This window comes from Haloplanus sp. CK5-1 (assembly GCF_037201915.1).
GTDB classification, from domain to species: domain Archaea; phylum Halobacteriota; class Halobacteria; order Halobacteriales; family Haloferacaceae; genus Haloplanus; species Haloplanus salilacus.
Window position 1 is genome coordinate 1057068 of sequence record NZ_CP147505.1, and the last position, 24090, is coordinate 1081157.

General features: G+C 70.0%; 28 protein-coding genes. 13 read left to right on the forward strand and 15 right to left on the reverse strand.

Going from position 1 to position 24090, the window contains the following annotated elements; translation table 11 throughout:
* The first annotated feature begins 4 nt into the window (after nt 1–4).
* Nucleotides 5–763 (forward strand): CPBP family intramembrane glutamic endopeptidase, encoded by a 759-nt coding sequence (locus NBT81_RS05555; RefSeq protein WP_338741681.1) that lies wholly within the window; start codon nt 5–7, stop codon nt 761–763.
* Here the strand turns inward: NBT81_RS05555 and NBT81_RS05560 are convergent.
* Nucleotides 760–1203, reverse strand: a complete 444-nt coding sequence (locus tag NBT81_RS05560) for an MGMT family protein (RefSeq protein WP_338741683.1) — start codon at nt 1201–1203, stop codon at nt 760–762. The two genes, NBT81_RS05555 and NBT81_RS05560, sit on opposite strands and share 4 nt — an antisense overlap.
* Before the next feature lie 74 nt (nt 1204–1277).
* Here NBT81_RS05560 and trpC point away from each other — a divergent pair, with 74 nt between their 5' ends.
* The 9 genes from trpC (at nt 1278) to NBT81_RS05605 (ending at nt 9158) form a co-directional block, all read left to right on the forward strand.
* Nucleotides 1278–2036 (forward strand): indole-3-glycerol phosphate synthase, encoded by a 759-nt coding sequence (gene trpC / locus NBT81_RS05565; protein WP_338742502.1) that lies wholly within the window; start codon nt 1278–1280, stop codon nt 2034–2036.
* A complete protein-coding gene (gene trpB, locus NBT81_RS05570) occupies nt 2033–3283 on the forward strand; it encodes a tryptophan synthase subunit beta (RefSeq protein WP_338741685.1) in 1251 nt (416 codons plus the stop codon). Before trpC ends, trpB begins: the two co-directional genes overlap by 4 nt.
* A complete protein-coding gene (trpA, locus tag NBT81_RS05575) occupies nt 3280–4128 on the forward strand; it encodes a tryptophan synthase subunit alpha (protein WP_338741686.1) in 849 nt (282 codons plus the stop codon). Before trpB ends, trpA begins: the two co-directional genes overlap by 4 nt.
* A 29-nt stretch (nt 4129–4157) precedes the next feature.
* Nucleotides 4158–4949, forward strand: a complete 792-nt coding sequence (locus NBT81_RS05580) for a 2-amino-3,7-dideoxy-D-threo-hept-6-ulosonate synthase (RefSeq protein ID WP_338741687.1) — start codon at nt 4158–4160, stop codon at nt 4947–4949.
* A gap of 127 nt (nt 4950–5076) precedes the next feature.
* A complete protein-coding gene (locus tag NBT81_RS05585) occupies nt 5077–6252 on the forward strand; it encodes a 3-dehydroquinate synthase II (protein ID WP_338741689.1) in 1176 nt (391 codons plus the stop codon).
* Entirely contained in the window at nt 6249–7016 is a 768-nt protein-coding gene (locus tag NBT81_RS05590; RefSeq protein ID WP_338741691.1) for an MBL fold metallo-hydrolase, read from the forward strand. The genes NBT81_RS05585 and NBT81_RS05590 overlap by 4 nt, the downstream gene beginning before the upstream one ends.
* Before the next feature lie 44 nt (nt 7017–7060).
* Complete coding sequence (locus NBT81_RS05595; RefSeq protein WP_338741692.1) at nt 7061–7711, forward strand: YkgJ family cysteine cluster protein; 651 nt, start codon at nt 7061–7063, stop codon at nt 7709–7711.
* Nucleotides 7712–7763: 52 nt separating this feature from the next.
* Nucleotides 7764–8165: a TRAM domain-containing protein gene (locus NBT81_RS05600; protein WP_338741693.1), complete on the forward strand. Its 402-nt coding sequence runs from the start codon at nt 7764–7766 to the stop codon at nt 8163–8165.
* Between the two features lie 42 nt (nt 8166–8207).
* Nucleotides 8208–9158 carry a hypothetical protein gene (locus NBT81_RS05605; protein ID WP_338741694.1) on the forward strand — a complete coding sequence of 317 codons (951 nt, stop codon included), beginning with the start codon at nt 8208–8210 and terminating at the stop codon, nt 9156–9158.
* Here the strand turns inward: NBT81_RS05605 and NBT81_RS05610 are convergent.
* Nucleotides 9155–10876 (reverse strand): radical SAM protein, encoded by a 1722-nt coding sequence (locus NBT81_RS05610; RefSeq protein WP_338741695.1) that lies wholly within the window; start codon nt 10874–10876, stop codon nt 9155–9157. The genes NBT81_RS05605 and NBT81_RS05610 overlap by 4 nt on opposite strands.
* 118 nt (nt 10877–10994) lie before the next feature.
* On the opposite strand from NBT81_RS05610, the gene NBT81_RS05615 reads away from it, so the two are divergent.
* Both NBT81_RS05615 and NBT81_RS05620 read left to right on the forward strand, forming a co-directional pair.
* A complete protein-coding gene (locus tag NBT81_RS05615) occupies nt 10995–11153 on the forward strand; it encodes a DUF7559 family protein (protein WP_338741696.1) in 159 nt (52 codons plus the stop codon).
* A complete protein-coding gene (locus NBT81_RS05620) occupies nt 11150–11587 on the forward strand; it encodes an Hsp20/alpha crystallin family protein (RefSeq protein ID WP_338741697.1) in 438 nt (145 codons plus the stop codon). The genes NBT81_RS05615 and NBT81_RS05620 overlap by 4 nt, the downstream gene beginning before the upstream one ends.
* Nucleotides 11588–11590: 3 nt before the next feature.
* Here the strand turns inward: NBT81_RS05620 and NBT81_RS05625 are convergent, their stop codons facing one another.
* From NBT81_RS05625 to NBT81_RS05645, 5 genes are all read right to left on the reverse strand, one after another.
* Nucleotides 11591–12397, reverse strand: coding sequence for a DUF7388 family protein (locus NBT81_RS05625; RefSeq protein WP_338741698.1), 807 nt, complete (start codon nt 12395–12397; stop codon nt 11591–11593).
* Nucleotides 12398–12435: 38 nt separating this feature from the next.
* Nucleotides 12436–13035 (reverse strand): CoA pyrophosphatase, encoded by a 600-nt coding sequence (locus NBT81_RS05630; protein WP_338742504.1) that lies wholly within the window; start codon nt 13033–13035, stop codon nt 12436–12438.
* Between the two features lie 90 nt (nt 13036–13125).
* Complete coding sequence (locus tag NBT81_RS05635; protein ID WP_338742506.1) at nt 13126–13602, reverse strand: DUF7109 family protein; 477 nt, start codon at nt 13600–13602, stop codon at nt 13126–13128.
* Nucleotides 13602–14693, reverse strand: coding sequence for a glycosyl transferase family 2 (locus NBT81_RS05640; RefSeq protein WP_338741700.1), 1092 nt, complete (start codon nt 14691–14693; stop codon nt 13602–13604). Before NBT81_RS05640 ends, NBT81_RS05635 begins: the two co-directional genes overlap by 1 nt.
* 51 nt (nt 14694–14744) lie before the next feature.
* Nucleotides 14745–15353 carry an SIMPL domain-containing protein gene (locus NBT81_RS05645; protein ID WP_338741702.1) on the reverse strand — a complete coding sequence of 203 codons (609 nt, stop codon included), beginning with the start codon at nt 15351–15353 and terminating at the stop codon, nt 14745–14747.
* A gap of 94 nt (nt 15354–15447) precedes the next feature.
* On the opposite strand from NBT81_RS05645, the gene NBT81_RS05650 reads away from it, so the two are divergent.
* Entirely contained in the window at nt 15448–15618 is a 171-nt protein-coding gene (locus NBT81_RS05650) for an HVO_0758 family zinc finger protein (protein ID WP_338741703.1), read from the forward strand.
* On the opposite strand, the gene NBT81_RS05655 is transcribed toward NBT81_RS05650, so the two are convergent.
* From NBT81_RS05655 to NBT81_RS05690, 8 genes are all read right to left on the reverse strand, one after another.
* Complete coding sequence (locus tag NBT81_RS05655; protein WP_338741704.1) at nt 15619–16707, reverse strand: aldo/keto reductase; 1089 nt, start codon at nt 16705–16707, stop codon at nt 15619–15621. It lies immediately after the preceding gene.
* 39 nt (nt 16708–16746) lie between these two features.
* Entirely contained in the window at nt 16747–17904 is a 1158-nt protein-coding gene (locus NBT81_RS05660) for a DHH family phosphoesterase (protein WP_338741705.1), read from the reverse strand.
* Nucleotides 17905–17973: 69 nt separating this feature from the next.
* On the reverse strand, nt 17974–18849 hold the full coding sequence (locus tag NBT81_RS05665) for an SDR family oxidoreductase (RefSeq protein ID WP_338741706.1): 876 nt from the start codon (nt 18847–18849) through the stop codon (nt 17974–17976).
* Nucleotides 18850–18854: 5 nt separating this feature from the next.
* Nucleotides 18855–19286 (reverse strand): DUF5791 family protein, encoded by a 432-nt coding sequence (locus NBT81_RS05670; RefSeq protein ID WP_338741707.1) that lies wholly within the window; start codon nt 19284–19286, stop codon nt 18855–18857.
* 32 nt (nt 19287–19318) lie between these two features.
* Nucleotides 19319–22393 (reverse strand): DUF7286 family protein, encoded by a 3075-nt coding sequence (locus NBT81_RS05675; protein WP_338741708.1) that lies wholly within the window; start codon nt 22391–22393, stop codon nt 19319–19321.
* Entirely contained in the window at nt 22390–23229 is an 840-nt protein-coding gene (locus NBT81_RS05680) for a DUF7284 family protein (RefSeq protein WP_338741710.1), read from the reverse strand. The genes NBT81_RS05675 and NBT81_RS05680 overlap by 4 nt, the downstream gene beginning before the upstream one ends.
* Nucleotides 23226–23618: a DUF7285 family protein gene (locus NBT81_RS05685; RefSeq protein ID WP_338741711.1), complete on the reverse strand. Its 393-nt coding sequence runs from the start codon at nt 23616–23618 to the stop codon at nt 23226–23228. The genes NBT81_RS05680 and NBT81_RS05685 overlap by 4 nt, the downstream gene beginning before the upstream one ends.
* Nucleotides 23599–24066, reverse strand: a complete 468-nt coding sequence (locus NBT81_RS05690) for a DUF7283 family protein (RefSeq protein WP_338741712.1) — start codon at nt 24064–24066, stop codon at nt 23599–23601. The genes NBT81_RS05685 and NBT81_RS05690 overlap by 20 nt, the downstream gene beginning before the upstream one ends.
* Between the last annotated feature and the right edge of the window lie 24 nt (nt 24067–24090).

Here is a 24090-nt window from a genome sequence, read left to right on the forward strand (position 1 = left end):
GCCAGTGCCGGAGTGGACGGCCTTCGCCGGCTTCGTCGGCGTCGTCCTCGCCGGACTCCTCCTTCTCGCGCGCGCTTCGACCGGCGTCGTCGACACTCCCGACTATCCGACGACGCTCACCGACCGCGTCGGCCCGACGGCGCCGACCGACGCCCCGACGGTGCGGCGGCCGGCGACGCCACCGACGCTCCCTTCCGCCGGGATGTTGTTCGCCAACGTCGCCGTCTCGCAGGGGTTTTTCGCCACCGTACTGATCGTGGGAGCGTGGTACGCGTCGATCCCCGCCTCGGCGTTCGGTCTCGGGGGCGACGCCGTCTCCCCCGCGTCGCTCGGGGTCGGCCTCGGTCTCGGCGTGGCCCTCCACGCCGCCAACACGGTCGGTTCCCGGGTCGGCGAGCGCTTCGGCCTCGGCGACTCGGCCACGCTCCGCCGTGCGATGGCTCCCGACTCGGCGCTCGGGTGGGCCGTGCTGTTCGCCGTCGTCCTTCCGCTGGTCGCGGGGTTCGAGGAACTCCTCTTTCGGGGCGTGTTGGTCGGCGTCTTCGCGGCGGGGTTCGACGTCTCGCCGTGGCTGCTCGCCGCTCTGTCGTCGGTCGCGTTCGCCCTCGGCCACGGCGCACAGGGACGGGTCGGCGTCACCGTCACCGGCCTCCTCGGGTTCGTCCTCGCCGCGGCGTTCGTCCTCACCGGGAGTCTGGTGACCGTCGTCGTCGCCCACTACCTCGTGAACGCCCTGGAGTTCGCGGTCAACGAGTGGGCTTAGGCTTCGAGGGCGCGCAGTCGCTCGGCGACGTCGGGCGGGGTGGCGCCCGGGCCGGTGATCCGGTGATCGGGGACGAACAGCGGCGTGGGATTCGACCGGAGCGCGGTCCGGACGGCCTCGAGGTCCGACTCCTCGTCGTCGTCGAGGCCGGCGAGTCGCGCCAGCCGCGCCACCCCGATCGTCTCGCCGTACGGGACCGTCCGGACGGCCTCCAGCACCTCCCGTTGCTCCGTCGGGACGGTGAGCGCCACCGTCACGTCGTCGAAGTGGTCGTCGTCGCCGTCGAGGTAGTCGAAGATGCGATCCAAGAGCGGGTGATCGGGGTCGGCGTCGGCCGGTGGTGTCTCGGGAAAGGAGACGCTGATGACGCGCCCGCCGGCGACGCCGAGCTGGACCGCCCGCCCCAGCGTCGGTGACTCGTGGGCGTGGATGCCCTCCATGGTGGCGAATGGATCGGTCGACGCAAAAGTGGGACGCAAGCCTTATGTGCAGATAAGTCCGTTAGTGTACAATGATGGGCGCTAATGAGGAAGACTTGAACCCAGCGGTCCGCTCGATCCTGGCGGCCGCGCGCGACCGCTCCGGCGGGACGGAGCGCGTGTCGGTCGACGCCCGGTCGTTTCCGGTGGCGGTCGCCGAGGCCGAAGCGGACGGGCGGGTGCCGGTTATCGCGGAGGTGAAGCCGACGAGCCCCACGACCGAGGGGCGCCGTGACGACGACCCGGTCGACCTCGCGCGGGCGATGGCCGACGGCGGTGCGTCGGCGATTTCGGTGCTGACCGAACCCGACCACTTCGGCGGGTCGGCCGGCGCGTTGACCCGCGTCCGGGCGGCCGTCGACGTGCCAGTGCTTCGCAAGGACTTTATTTTGACGGAGTCCCAACTCGACGTCGTGGCGTCGGATCTGATCCTGTTGATCGCGCGGTTCGTCGACGATCTCGACGAACTCCTCTCGGCCGCCGAGGACCGGGGGTTCCAGCCCCTCGTCGAGGTCCACACACGCGAGGAACTCGACCGTGCGGTCGCGGCCGGCGCGGACCTGATCGGCGTCAACAACCGGGATCTGGCTCGACTCGAGGTCGACCTCGAGACCTTCGAGTCGCTCGCGCCGGGCGTGCCCGAGGACGTGACGCTGATCGCCGAGAGCGGGATCGGCTCGGTCGACGACGTGGAACGGATGCGGTCGGCGGGGGCGGACGCCCTGCTGATCGGCAGTGCGATCATGGACGGCGACGTGACGGCGAACGTGCGGCGACTCACCACACAGCAATGAGTTCTCACACAGGCAAGTTCGGCGAGTACGGTGGACAGTACGTTCCCGAGGCGCTGATGCCCGCCATCGAGGAACTGGAAGACGCGTACGAGCGGTACGTCCTCGACAACGAGGACGGCTTCATGGACGAGTTCCGGGGGCGACTGGCCGACTTCGGCGGGCGACCGACGCCCCTCCAGCGTGCCGATCGGCTCTCGGAGCGCTACGACACCGACGTCTACCTCAAGCGCGAGGACCTCCTCCACGGCGGCGCACACAAGTTGAACAACGCGCTCGGCCAGGTGTTGCTGGCGAAGTACATGGACAAGGAGCGAATCATCGCCGAGACGGGGGCCGGCCAGCACGGTACCGCGACGGCCATGGCGTGTGCTCACCTCGGGATGCCCTGCGAGGTGTACATGGGTCGGCGCGACATCAACCGCCAGCGTCCCAACGTCTTCCGGATGCGCCTCAACGGGGCCGACGTCACGCCCGTGACGGTCGGCCGCGGAACGCTGAAGGAGGCCATCAGCGAGACGATGCGGGACTGGGCCGAGAACGTCGAGGACACCCACTACGTCATCGGCTCGGTCGTCGGTCCTCACCCCTTCCCGGCGATGGTGCGTGACTTCCAGCGCGTCATCTCGGAGGAGGCACGCGAACAGGTCCGCGAGAAGGCCGGTCGCCTCCCCGACTCGGTCCTGACGTGTGCCGGCGGCGGGTCGAACACGATGGGGCTGTTCGCGGAGTTCGTCGACGACGAGGGGGTCGACCTCTACGCCGTCGAGGCCGGCGGGAGCAGTTTGGAGGTCGACGAGAAGGAGGGGATCGCCCCCAACTCGGCGACGCTCTCGACCGGGACCGACGGCGTCCTCCACGGTTCGCGGACCCGCGTCCTGCAGGATCGGGACGGCCAGATCATGGAGTCACACAGCGTCTCGGCGGGGCTGGACTACGCGGGTGTCGGCCCCGAACTCGCCGACCTCGTGGATCGGGAGCGCGTCACCGCCGTCAACGTCGACGACGACGGCGCGCTCGAAGGCTTCCACCGACTCTCGCAGTTGGAGGGGATCATCCCCGCCTTGGAGTCGGCCCACGCGCTGGGCTACCTGGAAGACAACCACGACGCCCTCGGCGACGTGATCCTGCTCAACATCTCCGGACGCGGCGACAAGGACCTCGAGACGGTTCTGGAGGAGACCCACGACCGCGACATCGAGGGCGCGCCGGACATCGAGACGTTCGCCGCGACGGGGGGGTTCCAGTGAGCTCCATCTCCGAGGCGTTCGCCGACGGCCCGGCCTTTATCCCTTACCTCGCGGCCGGGGACCCCGACTACGAGTCGTCGCTCGCGTACGTCGAAGCCCTCGAACGCGGCGGTGCGGACGTGATCGAACTCGGCCTCCCCTTCTCGGAACCCATCGCGGAGGGGCCGACGATCCAGAGCGCCATCGTGCGCTCTCTCGAAGCGGGGATGACTCCCACGCGGTTCTTCGAGTTCGTCGCGGACCTCGACGTCGACGTCCCGCTCGTCTGCATGACCTACTACAATCTGATCGCGCAGTTCGGCGAGGACGGCGAGCGGGGCCCCGAGGCGTTCGTCCGTCGTGCCGCCGCGGTGGGTATCGACGGGTTCGTCGTCCCCGACCTGCCGGCGGAGGAGGCCGGCCCGCTCCGGGAGGCCTGCGACGAGTACGGCTGTGAACTCGTCTTCATCGTCGCGCCGACGACCCGCGGCGACCGACTGGAGCGTATCATGTCGCAGGTGTCGGGCTACGTCTACGTCCAGGCGCGTCTCGGGACGACCGGGGCGCGAACCTCCGTCTCGGATCAGACCGAGGAGAGCCTCGCGCGCATCGCCGACTGGGACGTGCCCAAGGCGGTCGGGTTCGGCATCTCGACGGGTGACCACGCCCAGCGGGTGATCGAGGCCGGGGCCGACGGCGTCATCGTCGGGTCGGCGCTCGTCGACATCGTCGCACAGGGCGCCGAGCGCGACGATCCGGCCGTGACGGTGGCGAGTAAACTGGAGGGCAAGGCCCGCGAACTCAAGGAGGGGGCCCTCCGCGGGGCGTCGACGGCGGACGGACGACCGCATCCGGAACGTACATAAGCACCACTGGTACAGGGTAACACATACTGATGAACACGGGAACACGCGCGCGCCTCCGCCGCATCTCGACGGACGACCGCTACCTCATCGTCCCCATGGACCACGGCGTCACCATGGGCCCGGTGAAGGGGTTGGTCGATATCGAATCGACCATCGACGCCGTCACCGACGGCGGCGCGGACGCCGTCCTCACGCAGAAGGGAATCGCACCCCGCGTCCACGACAACAAGAACGGCTCGGGCTTTATCGTCCACCTCAACGGCTCGACGAACATCGGCCCGGACGAGGCCGACAAGCGCGAGACCGGCAGCGTCGAGGCGGCGCTCCGGGCCGGTGCCGACGCCGTCTCCTTCCACATCAACGTCGGCTCCGAGTACGAACCGAACCAGATGACCGACCTCGCCCGCGTGACCGAGCGCGCGACGGAGTTGGGGCTGCCGACGCTGGCGATGGCGTACGCGCGGGGCCCAGATATCGCCGAGGACGACCCCGAAGCGCTCGCCCACGCCGTCCGCCTCGCCGAGGAACTCGGTGCGGACGTGGTCAAGACGGGATACAGCGGCGACGGCGACAGTTTCGGACCCGTCTGTGCCGGCACCCGCCTGCCGGTCGTCATCGCCGGTGGCAGCCGTGGGACGGATCGCCAGACCGTCGAGATGGTCCGCGGCGCGATGGACGGTGGGGCTGCCGGCGTCTCGATGGGTCGGTCGATCTTCCAACACGACGACCCCGGTGCGATTACCCGCGCAATCGCCGCGGTCATCCACGACGACGCGGGCGTCGACGAGGCGCTCCGGCGGGGCGGCCTGCTCGAAGCGTGATACGGATTATCGTAAGTCAGTACCGGTGAGTCGCCGGATCGCCTTGGCGGCTCACCGGTAAACAGTTACAATAATCCGTATGAGTCCATCCGCCACGTTGAAGCCACGTCCCGTCGAGGTGTAGACAATGACACGGAGCGTGTGGCTGAAGGCCGACGGCGACGTCGGCGACTGGGAGCGACGGAAAGAGCGCATCGTCGCCGGACTGGAGGCCGGCGTCGACTGGGTGCTCGTCGACGAGACGGACGTGGCGCGGGTGCGTGACCTCGGCGACGTGAACGTGGCGGCCTTCCGGGCCGACGCCGACCTCGTCGAGGACGCCGAACCCGAGGGGACGACGGCCGACGCGTACGTCGTCGGCAAGAACGGCGAGGGTGACGGCACGGTCGACCTCCCGCCCGACTTCTCCGGGTCGGCCGACCTCTCGACGCTCCGCCGGGACGGCGACGCCCCGCAGGGAGCCTACGTTCGCATCTTCGACGAGGAGTACGAGGGCTTCGCCGAGGCCGCGGCCGACGAAGCCGAGTACACCATCGTCGTCGCCGAGGACTGGACGATCATCCCGCTGGAGAACCTCATCGCCCGCATCGGGTCGGAGACGGACCTGATTGCGGGTGTCACCACCGCCGAGGAGGCCCAAACTGCCTTCGAGACGCTGGAGATCGGTGCCGACGGCGTGTTGCTGGACGCCGACTCCCCCGACGAGATCCGGGCGACCTGCGAGGTTCGCGACGCCGCCGACCGCGAACACCTCGAGTTACAGTACGCCGAGGTGACCGCGGTCGAGCGCACGGGTATGGCCGATCGGGTCTGTGTCGACACCGGATCGCTGATGGAGGGCGACGAGGGGATGCTCGTCGGGTCGATGTCGCGGGGGCTCTTTTTCGTCCACGCGGAGACCGCCGAGTCGCCGTACGTCGCCTCGCGACCCTTCCGGGTGAACGCCGGCGCGGTCCACGCGTACGCTCGGTCGCCCGGCGGCGGCACGCAGTATCTCTCCGAACTCGCGAGCGGGGACGAGGTGCAGGTGGTCGATACCGACGGTGACACCCGGGAGGTCGTCGTCGGCCGGGTCAAGATCGAGAAGCGGCCGATGTTTCGGGTGCAGGCCGAAGTCGAGGCCGAGGAGGGCGTCGACCGCATCGAGACGCTCCTCCAGAACGCCGAGACGATCAAGATCCACACCCGGGAGGGTCGGACCGCGGTCACGGATCTGGAGGCCGGCGACGAGGTACTGGTCTACTACGAGGACGTGGCCCGCCACTTCGGCGAGGCGGTCGAGGAGAGCATCATCGAGAAGTGATCGAGCGGTTCCGGGTTCCGACCGACACGACCGCCCCCGACGGCCACACCAACGCGTACCTCGTCGATGGGGCCGAACCGGTCCTCGTCGACCCGGCCGGCCGGACCGACGCCCTCGACGCCGCCGTCGCGGACCGCGGGGTGTCCCACGTCGCGGTGACACACGCCCACCCGGACCACGTCGACGGCGTCGCGGCCTACGCCGACGAGACGGGGGCGACGCTGTGGGCGCGCCGCGGCCGCGAGGAACGGTTCGCGGCCGCGACCGGTCGTCACCCGGAGAGAACGTTCGCCGAGGGCGACGTCGTCGTCGGACTGACCGTCCTCGACACCCCGGGCCACGCGCCCGACCACGTCGCCTTCGAGGCCGACGCCGGGATCCTCTCGGGCGACCTCGCGGTCGCGACTGGGAGCGTCGCCGTCGCCGCACCCGAGGGCGACCTCCGGGCGTATCTCGTCGCGCTCCGACGGCTGTACGCCCGCGATCCGCCGCGCCTCTACCCCGGCCACGGCCAGGTGATCGACGACCCGCGGGCGACCGTGTGTCGACTGCTGGCCCACCGCCGCGAGCGTGAGCGCCGGATCGTCCGCGCGGTCGATCGGGGGGCTGTCGACGTCGACGCCGTCGTCGAGGCGGCCTACGACCGCGACCTCTCCGGCGTTCGTGACCTCGCTCGCGGGACGGTGAGCGCCCACCTCGACAAACTCGCCGTCGAGGGGCGGATCCGCGTCGATCGGGAGACCGGACGGGTCGAACCGCGGTAGTCCGTCGGCGACGGGGTTTTGCGTCTCGGTCGCCCAGCGGGGGTATGGAGTCGCTGGAGGGCGAACTCGAACGTGCGCGCGACCTCGACGTGAGCGACCTCGCCGACGCCATCGAGTCGATCGGCTTCGAGTGTACGCGGTGTGGTGCCTGCTGTAAGTCGGAGGTCGACGATCCCCACACGGCGACGGTGTTCCCCGACGAGGTGCGAGCGTTACAGGACGCGACCGACCGCGACTGGCGGGACGTGGCGCGACCGATGCCCTACGGGCTTCGCGAGGGCCCGGACGGACCGGAGGGGGAGACGTTCGAGTGGGCCCTGGCGACCGGCGCCTGTGGTGACTGCACGTTCTACGAGGAAACGGACGGCGAGGGGGCCTGTACCGTCCACGACCACCGGCCGCTGCTCTGTGAGACCTATCCGTTCAGCGTCGCTCTCGGCGGGACGAGTCAGCCGATGGGCGAGGCCGTTGACGAGGCGGGGCTGGTCCGCGCTCACGAGTGCGAGGGACTCGGCCGGGACATCTCGCGGGCCGACGCCGAGGCGATGGCTCGGGCGCTCAAAGAGCGGGCGATCCGCGAACTGACGGAGGCGGTTGGCGTCCGCGACAACTACGACCCCGCCGACGCCGACGCGGGCGAGGTGGTCGTCTACGACTCGGAGGGACCGAAACGCCCCGACGGAACGCCGCGCTGACGGCGATACAACTTTACTCCTTCCGCCACAGGTCGAGATGGAGGTTTACACTGTGGAAATTTCGGATAAACTGCTGTGTCTGTTCAGCGAGCGTGTGCGGGAAGAAGACGGAACGTACGTGATCGACGTGCCACAGCGCGAGATAGACACCGGTGGCGTCGACCCCGGCGAGACCTATCGGGTCGCGCTCATCTCCGCGGACCGCGAGCCGACCGAGGACGAGGACTCCGCCGCCGAGACGCCGACCTCGGATCCCCAGCCCCCGGTCGAAGTCGGCGAGGTCCGGTACGTCGAAATCGAGGACATCGGAAAACAGGGTGACGGCATCGCCCGCGTCGAGCGCGGCTACGTCATCATCGTCCCCGGTGCGGAGATCGGCGAACGCGTCAAGATCGAAGTGACGGAAGTCAAGTCCAACTTCGCCGTCGGCGAGATCATCGACGAGGACCTCTGAGACCCACAAGATTCTTTCGAGCGGCCGCGTGATTCCGGCCGTATGCACCGCCGTGCCCTCCTCTCGGTCTGCGTGACCGGTCTGACCGTGACCGCGGGCTGTCTCGACACCGGCTTCGGAAGCGACTGCCAGCGCGGTGCGAACTTGCGCCTGGAGTCGGTGACGGCGGCCGAGGTGGCCGACCGCGAGAGCGACCCGGTCGCCGCCCTCTCGCCGCCGGAACACGACGCCGTCTCTGCCGCCCGGCGTGGCGAGGTTGCGACGCTGTGGGCGACCTCGGCCCCGCTCTCCGGCGTCGACCACCTCGTCGACGCCGGGACGTACTACGCCGTCACGACCGACCTCGTTTCGACCGTCGAACGGACCGGCTACGCCCTCTCGCTCGACACCGAGAGGGCCGAGGACGTGCCGACCGATCGCCGCGTCGTGTTCGACGACCTGCCTGCAGTCGACCGGACCGCGCTGTACGTGGCGCTTGGCTTCCCCGGTCCCCGGGAGATCGAGCGGTTCGACCGCGCCCGTTCGGTCAGTATCGGCGGGACGCTCGTCTACCCGGACGGCGACGCCGAATCCCGCTCGGAACTCGTCGCCGACCCGCCGTACGAGGCCCTCCGGATCGGCGGGCGTGACTTCCGGTTCGACCTCGGCGACCCCCGACCGAAGACGGTCGAGACCCACCGGATCGAACTGACCGAAGTCTCCGGGTCGGCCGCCGATTTCGCCGATATCGTCCTCGATCGGTCCGGGATCCACCTCGATCCCAGCGACCTCTCGGCCGAACAACGCGACATCGTCGAGGCGGCCATCGACGACGGCTACGACGAGTGTGCGCCCTACTCCGACGCATACGCCGACCTGCAGGTCACGCTCGGTCGCGAACTGGAGCGGACGAGGACGGCGGACGGCTCCGCGACCGACGCTCCCGACCGGGTCGACTACGCCGACTACGAGGCCGAGTGGTACGCCGTTTCCCTCTCCGAGTACGTCGTCTAGTCGGCCGCACCGACCGAGCCGAGCGTCGCGAACTTCGAGAGGTCGGCGTCGAGGTCGACCTCCGACAGGGAGCCGTAGGGGCGACCCACCACGATGTCGCCCGCGGTCGACCGGCCGACGCCCGGTAGCATCCGCAGTTCGTCCATCGACGCGGCGTTCAGATCCAGCGGGTATGGAACGCCCGTCACCGACCGGTAGCCGTGATCGACCACCGCGACGTCGACGGTCGTGCCGAGTTCGCGCTCCCCCGGAAGTCCGACGAGCAGGGGGTACGTTCCCAGTTGCCGGCCGAACGTCTTGCCGTCCTGGTGGTACTCGAGGTGGACGTCCGGAAGGACGGTCCCCGCCGGAACGACCCGGCGGAGCATCGGGCGGTCGACCTCCTCGCGGACCTCCCGCTTGTACTCCGCGAACAGGTCCTTGTGGTCGCGGGCGATGTCGGCCCCGGTGTCGCTCATCTCCGTGCCCGCGAAGGCCATCACCTGCCGGATGTTGATCCGGCGGAGCATCAGTCCCTCGTCGTACACCCGCTTCAGGAACCGCTTGTTGTGGTCGAACGTCTCGCGGCGCTCACCCTGCAGGCCGTGGACGAGGTTGATCCCGGGGAGGAGTTTCGGGAGGCGATCCGCGGCGGCGTCGCCGTGGGTCGGCGCGTCGGCGGGGTCGTCGCCCGGTCGCCACCCGGCCACCTCGTTGACGACGCGCACGGCCTCCAGACACTCGTCGGCCGTCACGAGCAGGTTGTTCTCCTCCTGCACGACGGGGTCGGCGGATTCGAGGCCAAAGGCCGCGGTGTCGCCCGCGGTGTTGTGCTCGGCGATGATCCGGATGGCCTCGCGGGAGCGCTCCGGGTAGTCGACGATGGTGACCGGGTTCATGTTGTCGAGGTGGAGCGTCTCCAACTCGGGGGCGACCTCCCGGATGCCGGCGTAGAGTCGTCGGAGTGCGTCGGGATCCGGAGCCTCGCCGTCGCCGCCGAACGCGAGGATGTCGGCCTGCCGGCCGAGGCGGAAGTGGCGGACTCCCCGGTCGTAGAGGGCCTCGACCTCGCGGACGACCGACGCCGCCGACCGGAAGCCCGGATCGCCGTACAGCGGCTCGGTACAGAACGAGCACCGGTAGGCACAGCCACGCGACGTCTCCAGTTCCGCGATCAGGTAGTCGGGATGGTTGGGGTGGTCCTCGACGACGAACGCCCCCTTCGCGGCCCAGCGGTCCAGGTCGTCGTTGTCGCGCATACGGTCGCCAAAGCCCTCCAGTCCGCTGGCCACGAGGTCGTGGGCCGCCGCCTCGACGTCGCCCTTGGCGACGAAGTCGTAGTCGAGGTCCTTGCGCTCCATCTCCTGGCCGCCGGCGTTCTCGTCGCCGACGCCGAAGCGGACGGGCCCGCCCATCAGCGTGGTCCCGTCGGCGGTCCAGGCGAGTTCCCGCACTTCGTCGGGTTCGGCCGGCGTCCCGCCGACGTACTTCCCGGGGACGGTCATGCCACCGAGGTAGATCAGGAGGTCGGCGTCGGCCACGTCGGCCCACTTCGACCGGTCGTCGCGGAGTTCGTCGATCGTGTGGTAGGTGATTCCGTCGGCGGGCACGCCAGCGTCGACGAGTGCGCCGGCGGTGAAGCGCGGATACGTCGAGACGTACGGCGGGACCCCGAAGTGTGCGGGTTCGTCGACGTAGCCGTCGACGATCGTGACCGCGAGGTCGGCGGGGTCGGTCATGTGACGTCGTTGGCGGCCGAGGCGTAAAACCGTATCCGTGCGTGCCCGACGCCGGCATCGGCGACGCCGGTCGCACGTCCCCACGCCACTTATGACCGTCGCGGCACTACCCGGAGGTATGCCCGCCACGAAGGAACTCGAGTGTACTAGCGCCGACTGCGAACTAGACATGTTCGAGAACCACTACACCTACGACATCGCGGACGACCACTCGGTCGACGACCTCTCCTGCCCGCTCTGTGGCGGGACCGACTGCCTCGAAGAGATCGAACTATGACCGGGTTCCGCGACTTCGGCGAGTCCGTCGCCGACGCCGTCCTCGAACGGGTGGGGCGTGGCGTCGGCAAGGTCCAGGAGCGAAAGCCGCTCCCCTACGACGTTCTGGAGTCCGACGACGCCTATCTCGTCGTCTTCGACGCGCCGGGTGTCACCCGGAGCGACGTACAGGTACGGTACGTCGAGGGCGAGGTGCAGGTTCGCCTCGACCGCTTCCGCGACTTCCACGACGGGTTCGAGATGCGCTTCCCCGGGCGTGGTCTCTCCCTCGACGGCGGCGCGCGCCTCCCGCCGGACGCGGACGTCGCCGCCGGCGGGGCTTCCGCCACCTTGACCGACAACGGCACGCTCCGCGTCCGCGTCCCCAAGCGCTCGACGGGGACCGACGTGACGGTTCGCGAAGAGGACGGAGACGACGAGGCGACCGACGCCTGACGGTCACGCCGACCCGAGAAGGTCACCGACGCCGCGGGCGGGGTAGCCGACGACGGTCGTCGCCCCCGCCTCCTTCAGCGCCGCTACCCGTTCCCCGACGGCCTCGGGCGTCCCCGTCAGCGCGAAGTCCTCGGCCGCGGCGCACAACACCTCGCGGGTGTGGCCGCTCGCGGCCGCCGAGGTGATCGGATCGTCGGGGAGCGCCCGCGCGACCGGTCGCCGCCGCCCCAGATACGGACCGAGGGCGTCGAGGATCGCGTCCGTGTCGTCGGTGAGGACCGTCGGTGCGTAGACGGCCAGGTCTCCCTCCCAGCCCGCGGCCCGGAGCGCGCGACAGTCCCGCCGCGTCGACCGCCCGAGCAGTTCGAACTGTGTCCCGCCGACAGCGAGTGCGACGCGTTCGACGCCCTCGGTGCCGACCCACGCGTCCGGGGTCGTCTCCCGGGCGGCCCGGAGGCGCGGCGCGACCGCCCGGTTACGCTCCGCGTCGGTGAGATACGCCGGGTTGCCGGCGACGAGGACACGTCCGACACTCTCCGGGATCCGGTCGAGGAGGCCGTCGTCGCCCAGCGGATCGAAGCCGTCCGCGCGGACGGGGGTCGTCACGCGAACCGTCTTCTCGGTGGCGACCGACCGAAGCGTCGCGGCGTCGGGGAGGTACTCTCGACCCTCGTAGTCGACGACTACGGCCGGAAGGGGGACGTCGCGGCCGCGCCCCACGTCGCACTCGGTCGGCTTCAGCGCCACGGCGTCGAGTCCAGTCCCTGCGACCGGCGTGCTCGTCCTCGCCCGCTCGGTGTGTTCGACCATTGCGGGGTGCTACGCGTCGGGCGACAAAGGCCTGTCGCTCACACCGGGAAGTCGGCGTCCGGGTCGACGACGCGGTCGACCTCCGCTGGCATCTCCCAGTCGGTCGCCAGTTCGAGCAACTGGACCAGCATCCGCCCGGTCGCTCCCCAGACGGTGTAGCCGCCGACGTAGAAGAAGTGGAGGCGGACCTCGCCGTAGTAGGGGTGGTCCCGACGCTCCGACTCGTAGTTCGCGAGGTCGGTCAGTTCCTCGACCGGGAGCACCGCGATTTCGGCCACTTCGCGCTCGTCGGGGACGTACTCGCGGTCGGGGATCCGCGAGACGAACGGTCGGACGGCGTACTCGCTGACCGTCGGGATGTCGTCCAACCGCCCGACCACATCGATCTCGTCGTCCCGGAGGCCGATCTCCTCGTCGGCCTCCCGGCGCGCCGTCGCTTCGAGGTCCGTGTCGCTGGGTTCGCGTCCACCGCCCGGGAAACTCATCTGTCCCGCGTGTTCGCCGAGGTGATCCGCACGCTTGGTAAAGAGGAGCGCGTCGCTCCCGTCCCTGTCGACGACGGGGGCGACGACCGCAGCCTCTCGATCCGCGTCGTCGACGGTTCGGGGCGTGTGGCTGCTGATTGCGTCCAGATTCATGCGCATCGTGTATCGTGTCGCGTCGGAGCCATCGACAGCGTCGGCATCGGCGGCCCGACAATCACCTCTCCTAGGGTTCGGGGTCTCCTTTCAGTTGCGGTTTTCGATCGCGTCGTCGAGGCGGCTCCGTACGTCGCTCACGTCCGTCGACCCCCACGTTTCGAGGTCGTAACTCACGTCGAGGAGTCGTTCGATCCGGTCGGCGTCGCCGGCGTCGGCCGCCTGCGCGGCGTCGGCACGGAGGCGACGCTCGGCCGGATCGACGAGCGCCCCCGGATCGACCTCGCGGTTCGGGACGTCGAGGATGTGTGGCAGATCTTCGGCGCCCTCGGGGAGGCTCGGGAACGCCACGGGTCCCGGGGCGAGCAGCGTCGTTCCCTCGCGGTCGACCGCGACGAGGTAGTAGCCGTCTATCGCGGCGTCGACGGCGTCGCCGACTGCCCCGTCGTCGGCCGCTTCACCCCGCTTGAACGCGAGTTCGTCGAGCGCACGTTCGAGTTCGTCCCGGGTCAGCGCGCCGAACAGGTCCACGACACCCGCGAGTTCGTCGCCCGTCTCCGTGGCGATCATCGGATCGCCTCCAGATCCGCGGTGGCCGTCTCGGCGATCAGCGCCGGCGACAGGGGTGCGTTCCGCCACGCCGGGAGGCGGCGATCCGGTCCAGGCGGTTCGATGGCGTCGGCGTACGCCGCCGCCTGTTCGAGTTCGTCGGCGCGGTCGTACGACAGGCCGTTGAACGCCGTGTCGAGTTCGTACCCCTCGACGAGCGTCTCGGCGGCTTCGCGGTAGCGGTCGGGGAGCGTCCCGTAGTCGGGGTCGACGCCCGCCTCCTCGACGACCCGGAGCAGCGCCGACGAGACGTGGCGGCACATCTCCGAGAGGCCGGTCGGGCCGCTCACCGAGCGGTGGTCGTGTTCGTACGTCCCCAGATCGACCTGCGCGCTCCCCTCGAAGCCGGCGTGCTCGAAGGCGTCGCCGAGGGTGCCGACCTCGAGCCCCCACGACCGCTGGGGGCGGAGCCGCGCCACGAGGTCGGTTGTCGCCGCGAACTCGCCGGCGAGCGCGTAGCGAAACGACTCCAGATACCGGAGGATCGGTGCCTCGCATGCCGTCGAGAGCGCACGTACCAGCGGGACGAAAAACAACCGAAACAGCCGCCCGTAGAGCCGTTCGTTCTCGACGCGGGCGTAGTACCCCTTCGAGAACGTGTGGCCGTGGGCGAGCGGGAAGAGGAGTCGGGGCACGTCGGCCGGGGTGTAACTCTTGGTGTCGGCGTCGTGGACGGCGACGAACTCCCGGTCGAGGGTCTGTCCCAGCCCCAGCCACACGTCGCGCCCCTTGCCGAACTCGCCGCCGAGGCCGTGGTCGTCGAGCAGTTCCTCGAGGCGAGGGCCGTTGCACCACAGCACCGACAGCGACAGGTCGAATCCGGTGAGCCAATCGTGGAAGGGAGCGACGCGGTCGGCCGGGGCGCGGAGCGGGACGACCACCTCCGCGGGATCGACCCGTTCGAGCGCCGAGAGCACGCGGTCGGGAGCCAGTCCGCCGTACTCGCGCTCCGTCATCGGGACGACGACCGCCGACCGGTCCGTCGGGGCCGGCGGCGTCGGATCGGTCAGGTCGTGGAGCGTCGCCACGCGTTCCTGGACGTACTCCATCACACCTCCCTGAGGACGGCGCGGACAAAAGCCCGTGGATGCGACGCCCGTTCAGTCGCCGAGTCCGTACGTCACCTCGACGGTCTCCGAGACGACGATCGGGTTCGGTTCGAAGTCGGCGTCGGGTCCCATCTCCAGTCCCTCGTCCACGAAACTCGACGTCTCCGTCTCCCCGACGACGGTGGCCACCGACACCACCTCGTCGACGGTCAGTCCCTCGGCGGCGGCGATGTGTTCGCCCTTCGTCCGGGCACGCTCCGTCGCCGCGCTCAGCGCTTCGTTTTCGAGGTGTCGGGTCGTCTCTTCGTGGAGGTCGAAGTCGACGCTCTCGATCCGTCCACCCGCGTCCGTCGCGTCCACGACGACCGCCCCTGCCGCCTCGGCGACACAGTCCACGTGGAGCGTCTCGATCGCCCAGTACGCTGCGTCGGTCTCCTCCCCGAACAGGTCGCTTGTCTCTTTCACGCGCCGATCGACCGTCCGGATCCGGTCGTCGTCGACCGGGAGCGACGCCCTGACCGTCGCTGCGCAGTCTCGGGCCTGCTCTCGAGCGACCGTTCCCGACGCACCCTCGCCCGTCGCCTTCACTTCGACCGTCGTCAACTCCGGGACGCTTTCGGCTCGACCGGTCGCCGTCACCGTGATGGTTCGTCCTGTCATCGTCCTCGGAGGGACGGCCGCCGACACTAAGTGGTTGGTGTCGGAGACCCGACGGCCGGACCGTTTTTTAAACTGGGAGACCCAACGTGAGTGCATGAAATCGACGCGGAAGGGCCTTCGTGACGGAGAGTTACAGAAGGACACCTACGAGCGGCTCACCTGCTCCGACTGTGAGAAGGTGCTGAAAAAGCAGGACGATCCGGACGAGGTGTTCTCCGTTCGGATTTGCCCCGGGTGTGAACGCGAGTGGAAGGACCTGCGGTAACTACTCGAAGACGGCGTCGAACGCCCGCGCACCCAGTGGATCGAACGTCCCCGCGGCGACGGCCTCCGCGACGTGGTCGGGGTCGCTCGTCCCCACGAGCGCACAGGTGATACCTGGGGCACTCCGCGCGAAGTTGATCGCCCGCTGAGCCGGCGTCTCCCCCTGCAGTTCGGCGTCGACGGCCGCCGGAATCCCGTCGACCAACTCTCCCCCCGCGAGGCTCGCACTCGCGAACACGTCGAGGTCGAGGGCGTGGGCAACGTCCAGCGCCGACCGGCGCTCGCCCTCGAACGCGTGGGCCGGCGTCGTGAACGCGTCGGCCATGAGGACGTTGAACGGGAGTTGTATCGCCTCGAACCCTGTCGTCCCGTGGCCGACGGTTTCGGCGGCCGATCGGGCGCGTGCCACCACCTCCGGGAGCGACAGGTGGGCGTCGGCGTCCGGCGGGACACGGAACGCGTCCCACGTCGCCACGCCGTACCCGCCGATGTCGTCCGCATCGATCCGACGCTCCAGTCGCTCGAAGGTCGCCTCCAACTGGTCGTACACCGCCTCGCGGGAGCGCGCCCGGAGTTGCGTCTCGGGGTTGTGGACGTAGTAACAGTCCACCGTCTCGACGCCGAGGGCGTCGAGCGATCGGTCCAGCGACGCCTCGATAGCCTCGGGTGCGATGCAGTGGCGGCCCGCCGCGATGTCACCGGGGTCGACGGATCCGGACTCGACGAATCGCTCGCGAACGTACGTCGCCGGATCCTCCGGTCGTTCCCCGTCGAACGGCAGGAATCCACCTTTCGTGGCCACGACGACGGCCTCGCGGTCGACGTCGGCCCCATCAAGGGCCCGTCCGACGACCCGCTCGCTCCGCCCACAGCGGTAGTTGGCGGCGGTGTCGACGACGTTACAGCCGCCGTCGAGCCCGGCGATCAGCGCCCGCTCGTAGTGTTCGTCGACGGCGTCGGTCGGCTCTCCGAGGTAGGTACCGAGGCCGACACTCGAGACGACGCCCGGATCGAACCGACGGAAGTAGGTTCGACCGAACCCGTCGCCGAAGCGGTCGCGATACCCCCACGTGGCGCTGCTGGTCGCCATACGTCCACTACGCGCGCCGAGGGGGAAAGGCGTTGCACGTCATACGTCGCCTTCGAGCGCCCGCCGCAGACGGTCGGTGAGTGTCTTCCGTCGCGCAGGCCAGACGAACTCGTCGGCGTCGAGGGGGATCTGTCCGCCACCCATCCGGGAGTGCCCGCCGCCGTTCGCCTCCGGGATCCCGTCGAGTGCGGCCTCGATGGCGCGCCCCATGTGGACCCGGTCGTCCCGGGACCGCCCCGAGAGGTGGAGGACGCCGTCGCGGACGCCCCAGACGACGGCGGCGGTGACACCTTCGAGCAGCATGAGTTCGTCCGCAGCCTGCGGAATCGCGTCCACGTTCGACACCTCACCCACGTCGCTGATCGCGAACGGTCCCTGAATGTCGCGCTCGCGGATCGCCCTCGCCTTGATCTCGAGGACCTCCGCGCTCACCTGCGGGTTGGCGATCCGATCGAGGAGGCTCTCGTCGACGCCGTCGGAGAGGTAGCCGCTGGTTTCGAAGTCGGCGGTGTCGGTACCCGCGGTGAGCCGATCGGTGTCGGTGAGGATGCCGTAAAACAGCCCCGTCGACAGCGTCGACGGGATCGTGTAGTTCGTGTCTACCTCGCTCTCGTGGCTATCCGGTGGTACCGGCGTGGCGTCGACGTCGCGGAAGTACTCCCCGATGACGCTGGAACAGGCCCCGTACTCCGTGCGAACGTCGGTGAAGGCTTCACCACTCCCGTCGCCAGGGTGGTGGTCGATGACCGCTACTGGATCGATGTCTTCGGAGCCGCTGAACCCCCGTGCCAGGTTGTGGTCGACGAGGACGATCGCCTCCGAACCGATATCGTCCGACCGCTCGATGGCGGTGAGTTCGGGGTTGAGGACGTTCCGGAACACGCGGTTCTCCTGGTGGCGGATCTGTCCGGAGAAGTTGATGGTCGACTCGGTCCCCACCTGTTCGGCCAGCGAGGCGACGCCCATCGCGGCTGCCATCGCGTCCGGGTCCGGGTTCGGGTGGGTCAGCACCGCAACGTCGTCGTACTCCGCCAGCAACGACACGAACCGGACGCCGGCCGGCCGCGTGAACTGGTGGAGGAGGTACCCGCCACCGAGCAGGACGACGAGGCTGACGACGGCCGCCGCAAGCAACTCGGGGTAGGACTGCGCGACCGCTATCGCCCGCTGGACGAGATCCTCGGCCACGACCGACATACCCCTCCCGACTCGGTCGAGGGTCAAGAGTATTCTCCCATTCCGACCTCGGGAAGCCGACGGAACGGCTCAGGACGAGGTGAACGCGTCGATGGCCGGCCGGAAGCCGTCGTAGACTGCCGGGAAGCGGAGGGCGTAGCCGAGTTCGTGGAGCCGGTCGTTGGCACAGCGCTTGTTCGCGCGAACTCGTCGACTCACCGTGTCGTCCGTGGCCGCCGCTCGTTCCTCGACCGTCCACTTCGCCGGCGGGTCGACGCCACACTCCTCGGCCAGCCAGTCCGCGAACGCGTGCTTCGAGACGGGTTCGTCGTCGACGCCGAGAACGACCTCGCCGCGCGCCCGATCGGTCGTCAGGACGTGTGACACTATCCCCGCCGCGTCGTCGCGGTGGATGGAGTTGAGATACCCCTCCGTGACCGGGCCGTCGAGGTAGCGGTCCATCCGATACCGGTCCGGACCGTACAGGCCCCCAAATCTGACGACCGTGCCGTCCATCGGCGACGCGTCGAGGGCGATCCGTTCGGCCTCGAGCAACACGTCCTGTCGCTCGGTCGCGGGCTCCGGTGTCGTCGACTCGTCGACCCAGTCACCGTCGTGGTCGCCGTAGACGCCGGTACTCGACGTGTAGACGAGTCGGTCGGGTGGTGACGCCCGTCCGCAGAACGTCTCGACTGCGGTCCGAAGCCCCGTTACGTACGCCGTCCGCGCCGCGTCGACACCGCGGCCGCTGGCGCTCGCCGCGTACACGACCCAGTCGACGTCGGGGACGGCCGACAGCGACTCGCCGTCGGTCACGTCGGCACGGACGGCCTCGAAGCCGGCGTCCTCGATGGCGTCGAGCCCCGTCGCCGACCGGCGGACGCCCACCACCTCGTGGCCCGCGTCGGTCAGTCGCCTCCCGAGTTCGATACCGACGTAGCCACAGCCGAGGATTGCGACGCGCACGGCGATCAGCGGGCGTTCCGTCCCGCGACGTAACTGTGAATCGCGGCGAGTTCGTCCAGCGCCAACCGGGTGCGACCCTCGATGGCCTGCTGAATCTCCTGTCCCGAGAGGTCGAGGTCGACGTTCGAGGCGATGGTGTCGACGTCGAGGACGCCCGTCGTCATCCCCATCAGCAGGTAGTCGCGCACCTCCTGTACGATACCGTCGGCGTCCCGGCCGTCGGTTTCGCTGGCGAGGATCGACGCCGCCTCCGACAGCGTCATCGTCGGCGACTCCCCGCTCGCAAGCGCGGCGACCGTCTCGGTCGGGAGGTCGGCTGCGGTGGCGACGGCCTCGATACCCCTCGCGTCGACCACTGCACGGAGTTCGTCGTCGTAGGCGTCGCGGAGTTGGCGTGGTGATTTCGTCTCCGGATCGTCGACAGCGTCGTGGAGCATACGTTCGATGGGTCCCCCGCCAACAAAAGGGTTCACTCGCCGTCGCGGCAGGCCGTCGCCGCCCACGACGTACACCCCGGTCGTGGCCAGGTGCCCGCGCGCTCCTCGCGTTCCCCGTCGACGTCCCCGACACCGTCGCGTCCCGCCGGTACCGCCACCGCGACTGCCGTTCGCGTCTCGAAGTCGACGCGCTCGTCGCGGCCGAGGCGTTCTCCGTCACCGTCGCCGTCCACGTCCAGTCGTACCGTCGATCCGTCGCGAACGTACCGGAGCGTACCGCCCGGCGTCGGGCCGCCGCGTCGCGTCCGCAGGCTGAACCGGGCGTACGCCCCGCGGACGGACACCGACCAGACGTTGATCGTCGCGTACCAGTACCCCGGGACGGGGGCGACCGGCAACCCCGCCGGCACCGCGCCGAGCGTTCCGTTCAACCGATCGGTGAGCAGACGGTCGGTCGCAGCGTCCGCCGCGTCGGTCATCGCTCGTTCGCGGACTCGCGTCACCGTCGCGTTGACCCGTTCCTGTGCGACGGTGCCGGCCCGCGTAGCGAGCGTGCGACCGAACGTCGTCTCCAGTCGCGCCTCGATCCGGTCGACCCGCGCGGGGTCCGCTCCCGACGCGCGTTCGTCCGCCTCGACGGCTATCGCCCGGGCGAGCGACCCGTTACTGGCCGCCAGCGCCCGATCCGCCGGGCTCTCCCACCGATCGAATCCAGCCGTGACCGCTTCGCGAACCGACGGCCGTGAGAGTTGCGTCTCGCTACGAACGGTGTGGCGGCTCCCGGCACGGAGCGTGGCGACCGAGCCAGAGACGGCCGACCGCAGATCGCTTCGGGGCTCTCGGATCGACGCGTTCTCGACACCGTCTGCCGCGTTCAGCGCCTGTGCCGCCGTCCGCAGCCTCGTCCGCGAGGAGCCGTTGCTCCCCGATCCGGCCACCGAGTCGGCCGCGTCACCGTACGGCGCGACAAACAGGTTGACGTTCTCGGACGATAGCGGGTGGTACGACCGCGACGGCGGGACGCCGACGGCGCGGTCGTGACTCACCGACGCGACGGTGAGGTACGCCGGCGAGCCGTCGGGGACGACGCTCACTGGCCCGGTCGGTGGCGTTCCCTCTCGGGCGAGCGACGCGTTCGCCGGTCCCGCCGAGCGTCGTCCGGCGTCGAGGGTCCGGCGGAGCGACCGCGGTGATTCGATCCCCGCGTGTCCGAGTACTCGGTCGAACGCTCGCCGTCTCTCCTCGTGGCCGTCCGCTCGCCGCTCCAGACGGCGGATCGTCGCGTCGACCAGCGCCGCTCGTGCCGCGACCCGCGCTCGATCCGCCGCGCCGCGGTATCGATCCGGCGGTTCGATCAACGCCATCCGCCGTTTCCGGAGGTCGTCCGCGAGTCGCTCCGGTGGGTTCGCCGTGTACGTCGCGATGCGTCCCGCGTCGACGCCGACGGAGGCGTTCGAGAGCCGTCCACGGAGTTCCGCCAGGTCCGCGTTCACCCACGAGCGGAGTGCCGAGGGGCGGTCACCGTATACGGTCCGCTCGTGCACGCCGAGGCTGTCGTTGGCGACGGCGACGGCCACGTCGTCCCGGCCGCCCTGTTCGTCGACCAGTCGTCGCTCCGCCTTCCCGGGTACGTCGGCCAGGTTCGGACCACCGACCGGCCCGCCGCGTTCGAACGTCTGCCGGGTCGGTCGGTCGGGTGCCGTTCCGTTCGGGGCGTACTCGCCGACCACCGCGACGCCGACACGGTACCGCTCGGTCCACTCTCCGTCCGTGGTGATCGTGCGATTCCCCCGTCGCCACGTCCACGCCACGGTCCGGTCGAGGGTCACGTGCCGGGTGAACGTCTCGAAGCGATGCCGTTCCGATCCGGAGTCGGGAGCCGGAGCACTGCTCGCGTCGACCTCGGCGCTCATCGTCACGTCGGTGGTTTCGAGACTCCACTCCTCGCCCGGAGTGTTGGGTTCGGGACGGGGTTCGTCGTACGTCTGTCGACTCGACGTCAGGAGCTCGGCCTCGACGCGATACGCGGATCGAAAGAGACCGTCGAGCGAGCGATTCGATCGAACCGCCTCGGTCCGAAGCCCAGTCGCCGCCCGGTCGGGGGCCACCCCGGTATCGACGTCGATCCGGTGGCTCGGCGACGGACCGTCACGTCCTCTGATCGGGAGTTCCACGCTCGTGTTCCCGCTCGCGTTCCGCCGCTCGTTCGGGCGTGGGACGACGCGGTCGGCCCACGACGAGTCGGCTTCCGTCGCCGCCGTGAGGTCACGGACGCCGAGTTCGAGGGTCGCCCGCCGCGTCGCTCGCCGTCCGGCCGGATCGCTTCGTCCGAAGGCCGACCGCTGTGCTGTGAGCAGGGCAGCGTTCGTCGACGTTTCGACGTGACGAGTGGCGACGACGTTGGCGATCGGAACTCCGCCGTACTGGGCGTAGCCCCGCGCCCACGCGATGGGGTAGAGCCGTGCGGTCAGCCGCCGCCCCAGTCCCGGACCGTCCAGCGGGGTTCGGTTCAGCCGCGTCTCGAACGTCGCCGTTCGATCGTGTAGAGCCAACACCGGCGTCGCGACGGTCACCGTTCGTGTTCGGTGTTCCCTCGCGACTAGCCGGCCGTCGTCACGGGCCGAGACGGTCACGTTCCGGACCGTCACGCGGACCGCCGTCCCGTTTCCGACGCCCTTGACCTCGATACGGTCCATCGCACGCCCGAGCTCCGCCGGTGTAGTCGCCTCGGGGAGCGACGCGACGGCGGTCACGTCGCCCCGCCGATAGCGGGTCGTCTCGAGGCGGTCGTCGAGGCTCAGATAGATTCGGAGCCGCAACGCGTCCCGGAACGGCCGGGCGTCGCTCAGCAGTCGGCCGTACGGCGTCGCCGCGGGCTCGGTCACCGGCTCCGTCGCCGCCGCTCGCGACGCCTCTCCGACGGCCGATCGGATCGTCTCCGTCGTCGCGGCTTCGACCCGCTCCATGGCGACGTCGGCATCGCGGTCGATCCGGTCCGGCCCACGGGTGTCGACCACCGCGGCGAACGTCGACGCGCCGACCAGCAGGAGGACACCCACGAGCGCGAACGGGACGCGTGCCCGTCGATCCTCGGCGAAGCGGGTCACGGCCACGTCCTCACGGTGATTCGTACGCGACCGAGGCCGACGCGCTCGCTCACCGCTCGCGCCGACGCGTTCGTCGCTCCGAGGTCACGTGCCACCCGATCGGAGACGGCCGCGGCGAGACGCTCGTTGGTGTCGTCGACCCCGCCGCTCGCGAGCCGGGTCGATCGGCCGACACCGAAGCGTTCCGTCGCCTGTCGGTATCGGTGCCGTATCACGGCCGAGACGGGGCGGGCCCCGCCGGCGGCGACGCGGGTCCGCGTCGGCGGAAACAGGCCCTCCACGAACCCCTCGGCTACCACGTCGGCGACCCCCTCGATGCCTCGCGCTCGGGCGGCGTCCCGTGTCTCGTCCCGTCGGGTGGGAAATCCGCTCGAAACGGTCATCGTCGCCGCGTGAACCGGCACGTCTGGCGGTGGTCGCGCGCCCACGGCAACGTGGCCCTTGATCGACGGTCCCGGATACGGCCGCCAGACGGCCGTAACCCGCGTGTGGTTCTCTTGGATCGCCCCCCTGACGGCACTCGCTACCGCCGCCCCGAGTCCATCACGGGCGTGAGACAGACGCCGGCCGTCCACCGTGATCCGGCCGACCGCCGCGCGTGCGAGGAGCTCCGCGAGCGTCCCGTGGGCAGTCCGGTCGACCGACACGCGGGCCCCGTCGCCTGTGGTCGGTTCGAGCGTGTAGTTTACCGACGTCGTCGTCGTCGCGAGCGTCGACGACACGTCCGGTGCGCGGCCCTCACCGGTCGCCTCCCGAGGCGTCGCAGTCGTCACCGTCACCACTGCGCCGCTGATCAGAAGGAGACAGAGCACCCCGTCGAGGACGGTGCTCGTCACGCCCACACCTCCACGCGGACGCGACCCGGGCGGACCCGAGCCGGGCCGATTTGGATGCCGATCCGACGTGTCGCCGTCTCGGTGTCGACAGCCTCGGGTGGGGTCGGACCGGTGTGCCACCGCTGACCGGCCGCGGCGGCGGTGACGTTCAGGCGGTAGCCCGCCGGCCCCGCCCGCCGTGCTCGGTCCGTTCGATCCGGCTTCGCGACGCCGCCCGAAGCGAGGATGTCGACGACCCGGTCGAGCGTCGGCGGCGCGACCGATCGCTCCTCCTCGCCGATGGCTCCGTCCACGGCGGCAGCGTACGTCGAGACGGCCACACACACGGCCACGAGCACCACGAGCGCGGCGACTGGTTCGACCTGCCCCCTAGCCGACGAGCGTGACATCACACCCCTCCCAGACGACGTGTCTGACGATCAGCGGACCCTCGGCCGACCGCCAGCGTGAGTTCCTTTCCCGCGCCGTCCCGGCGGCCGTACAGAGCGCATCGCCGGAGTCGAACCGACTCCCCGGGGGCGCACCGCGGAGGACCGCTGTCAGCGAATCGATCCCGGCGGCGGGGGTCACGGGACCGAACGCGAACGTCGCGTGGGTCGTCCCGGCGTCGTTTCGGAGTCCGATCCCCCCGGGTTCGACCCGGATCGCCCGTGCGTCGAGCGGGTGTTCGGCGGTCGCGGGGTGTGCCGTCGCCGCCGTTCGGTCGACCGTTCCGGCCACGTCGGCGGCGGCCGGCGGCGGGGCCGTCGGGAGCGCCGCAGCGACGCCCACCAACGCGACACTCGCGATGGACAGTCCGAGCCACGTGTACCACGCATCGACTGGAACGCCGAACATGGGGTGGGATGGCCCCGTTACCGC

Excerpts from the sequence above, each read along its gene's own strand:
- NBT81_RS05560 (WP_338741683.1), bottom strand. The coding sequence starts at position 1,203 with ATGGAGGGCATCCACGCCCACGAGTCACCGACGCTGGGGCGGGCGGTC.
- trpC (WP_338742502.1), top strand. The coding sequence starts at position 1,278 with ATGGGCGCTAATGAGGAAGACTTGAACCCAGCGGTCCGCTCGATCCTG.
- trpB (WP_338741685.1), top strand. The coding sequence starts at position 2,033 with ATGAGTTCTCACACAGGCAAGTTCGGCGAGTACGGTGGACAGTACGTT.
- NBT81_RS05580 (WP_338741687.1), top strand. The coding sequence starts at position 4,158 with ATGAACACGGGAACACGCGCGCGCCTCCGCCGCATCTCGACGGACGAC.
- NBT81_RS05585 (WP_338741689.1), top strand. The coding sequence starts at position 5,077 with ATGACACGGAGCGTGTGGCTGAAGGCCGACGGCGACGTCGGCGACTGG.
- NBT81_RS05595 (WP_338741692.1), top strand. The coding sequence starts at position 7,061 with ATGGAGTCGCTGGAGGGCGAACTCGAACGTGCGCGCGACCTCGACGTG.
- NBT81_RS05605 (WP_338741694.1), top strand. The coding sequence starts at position 8,208 with ATGCACCGCCGTGCCCTCCTCTCGGTCTGCGTGACCGGTCTGACCGTG.
- NBT81_RS05610 (WP_338741695.1), bottom strand. The coding sequence starts at position 10,876 with ATGACCGACCCCGCCGACCTCGCGGTCACGATCGTCGACGGCTACGTC.
- NBT81_RS05615 (WP_338741696.1), top strand. The coding sequence starts at position 10,995 with ATGCCCGCCACGAAGGAACTCGAGTGTACTAGCGCCGACTGCGAACTA.
- NBT81_RS05620 (WP_338741697.1), top strand. The coding sequence starts at position 11,150 with ATGACCGGGTTCCGCGACTTCGGCGAGTCCGTCGCCGACGCCGTCCTC.
- NBT81_RS05625 (WP_338741698.1), bottom strand. The coding sequence starts at position 12,397 with ATGGTCGAACACACCGAGCGGGCGAGGACGAGCACGCCGGTCGCAGGG.
- NBT81_RS05630 (WP_338742504.1), bottom strand. The coding sequence starts at position 13,035 with ATGAATCTGGACGCAATCAGCAGCCACACGCCCCGAACCGTCGACGAC.
- NBT81_RS05640 (WP_338741700.1), bottom strand. The coding sequence starts at position 14,693 with ATGGAGTACGTCCAGGAACGCGTGGCGACGCTCCACGACCTGACCGAT.
- NBT81_RS05645 (WP_338741702.1), bottom strand. The coding sequence starts at position 15,353 with ATGACAGGACGAACCATCACGGTGACGGCGACCGGTCGAGCCGAAAGC.
- NBT81_RS05650 (WP_338741703.1), top strand. The coding sequence starts at position 15,448 with ATGAAATCGACGCGGAAGGGCCTTCGTGACGGAGAGTTACAGAAGGAC.
- NBT81_RS05655 (WP_338741704.1), bottom strand. The coding sequence starts at position 16,707 with ATGGCGACCAGCAGCGCCACGTGGGGGTATCGCGACCGCTTCGGCGAC.
- NBT81_RS05660 (WP_338741705.1), bottom strand. The coding sequence starts at position 17,904 with ATGTCGGTCGTGGCCGAGGATCTCGTCCAGCGGGCGATAGCGGTCGCG.
- NBT81_RS05670 (WP_338741707.1), bottom strand. The coding sequence starts at position 19,286 with ATGCTCCACGACGCTGTCGACGATCCGGAGACGAAATCACCACGCCAA.
- NBT81_RS05685 (WP_338741711.1), bottom strand. The coding sequence starts at position 23,618 with ATGTCACGCTCGTCGGCTAGGGGGCAGGTCGAACCAGTCGCCGCGCTC.
- NBT81_RS05690 (WP_338741712.1), bottom strand. The coding sequence starts at position 24,066 with ATGTTCGGCGTTCCAGTCGATGCGTGGTACACGTGGCTCGGACTGTCC.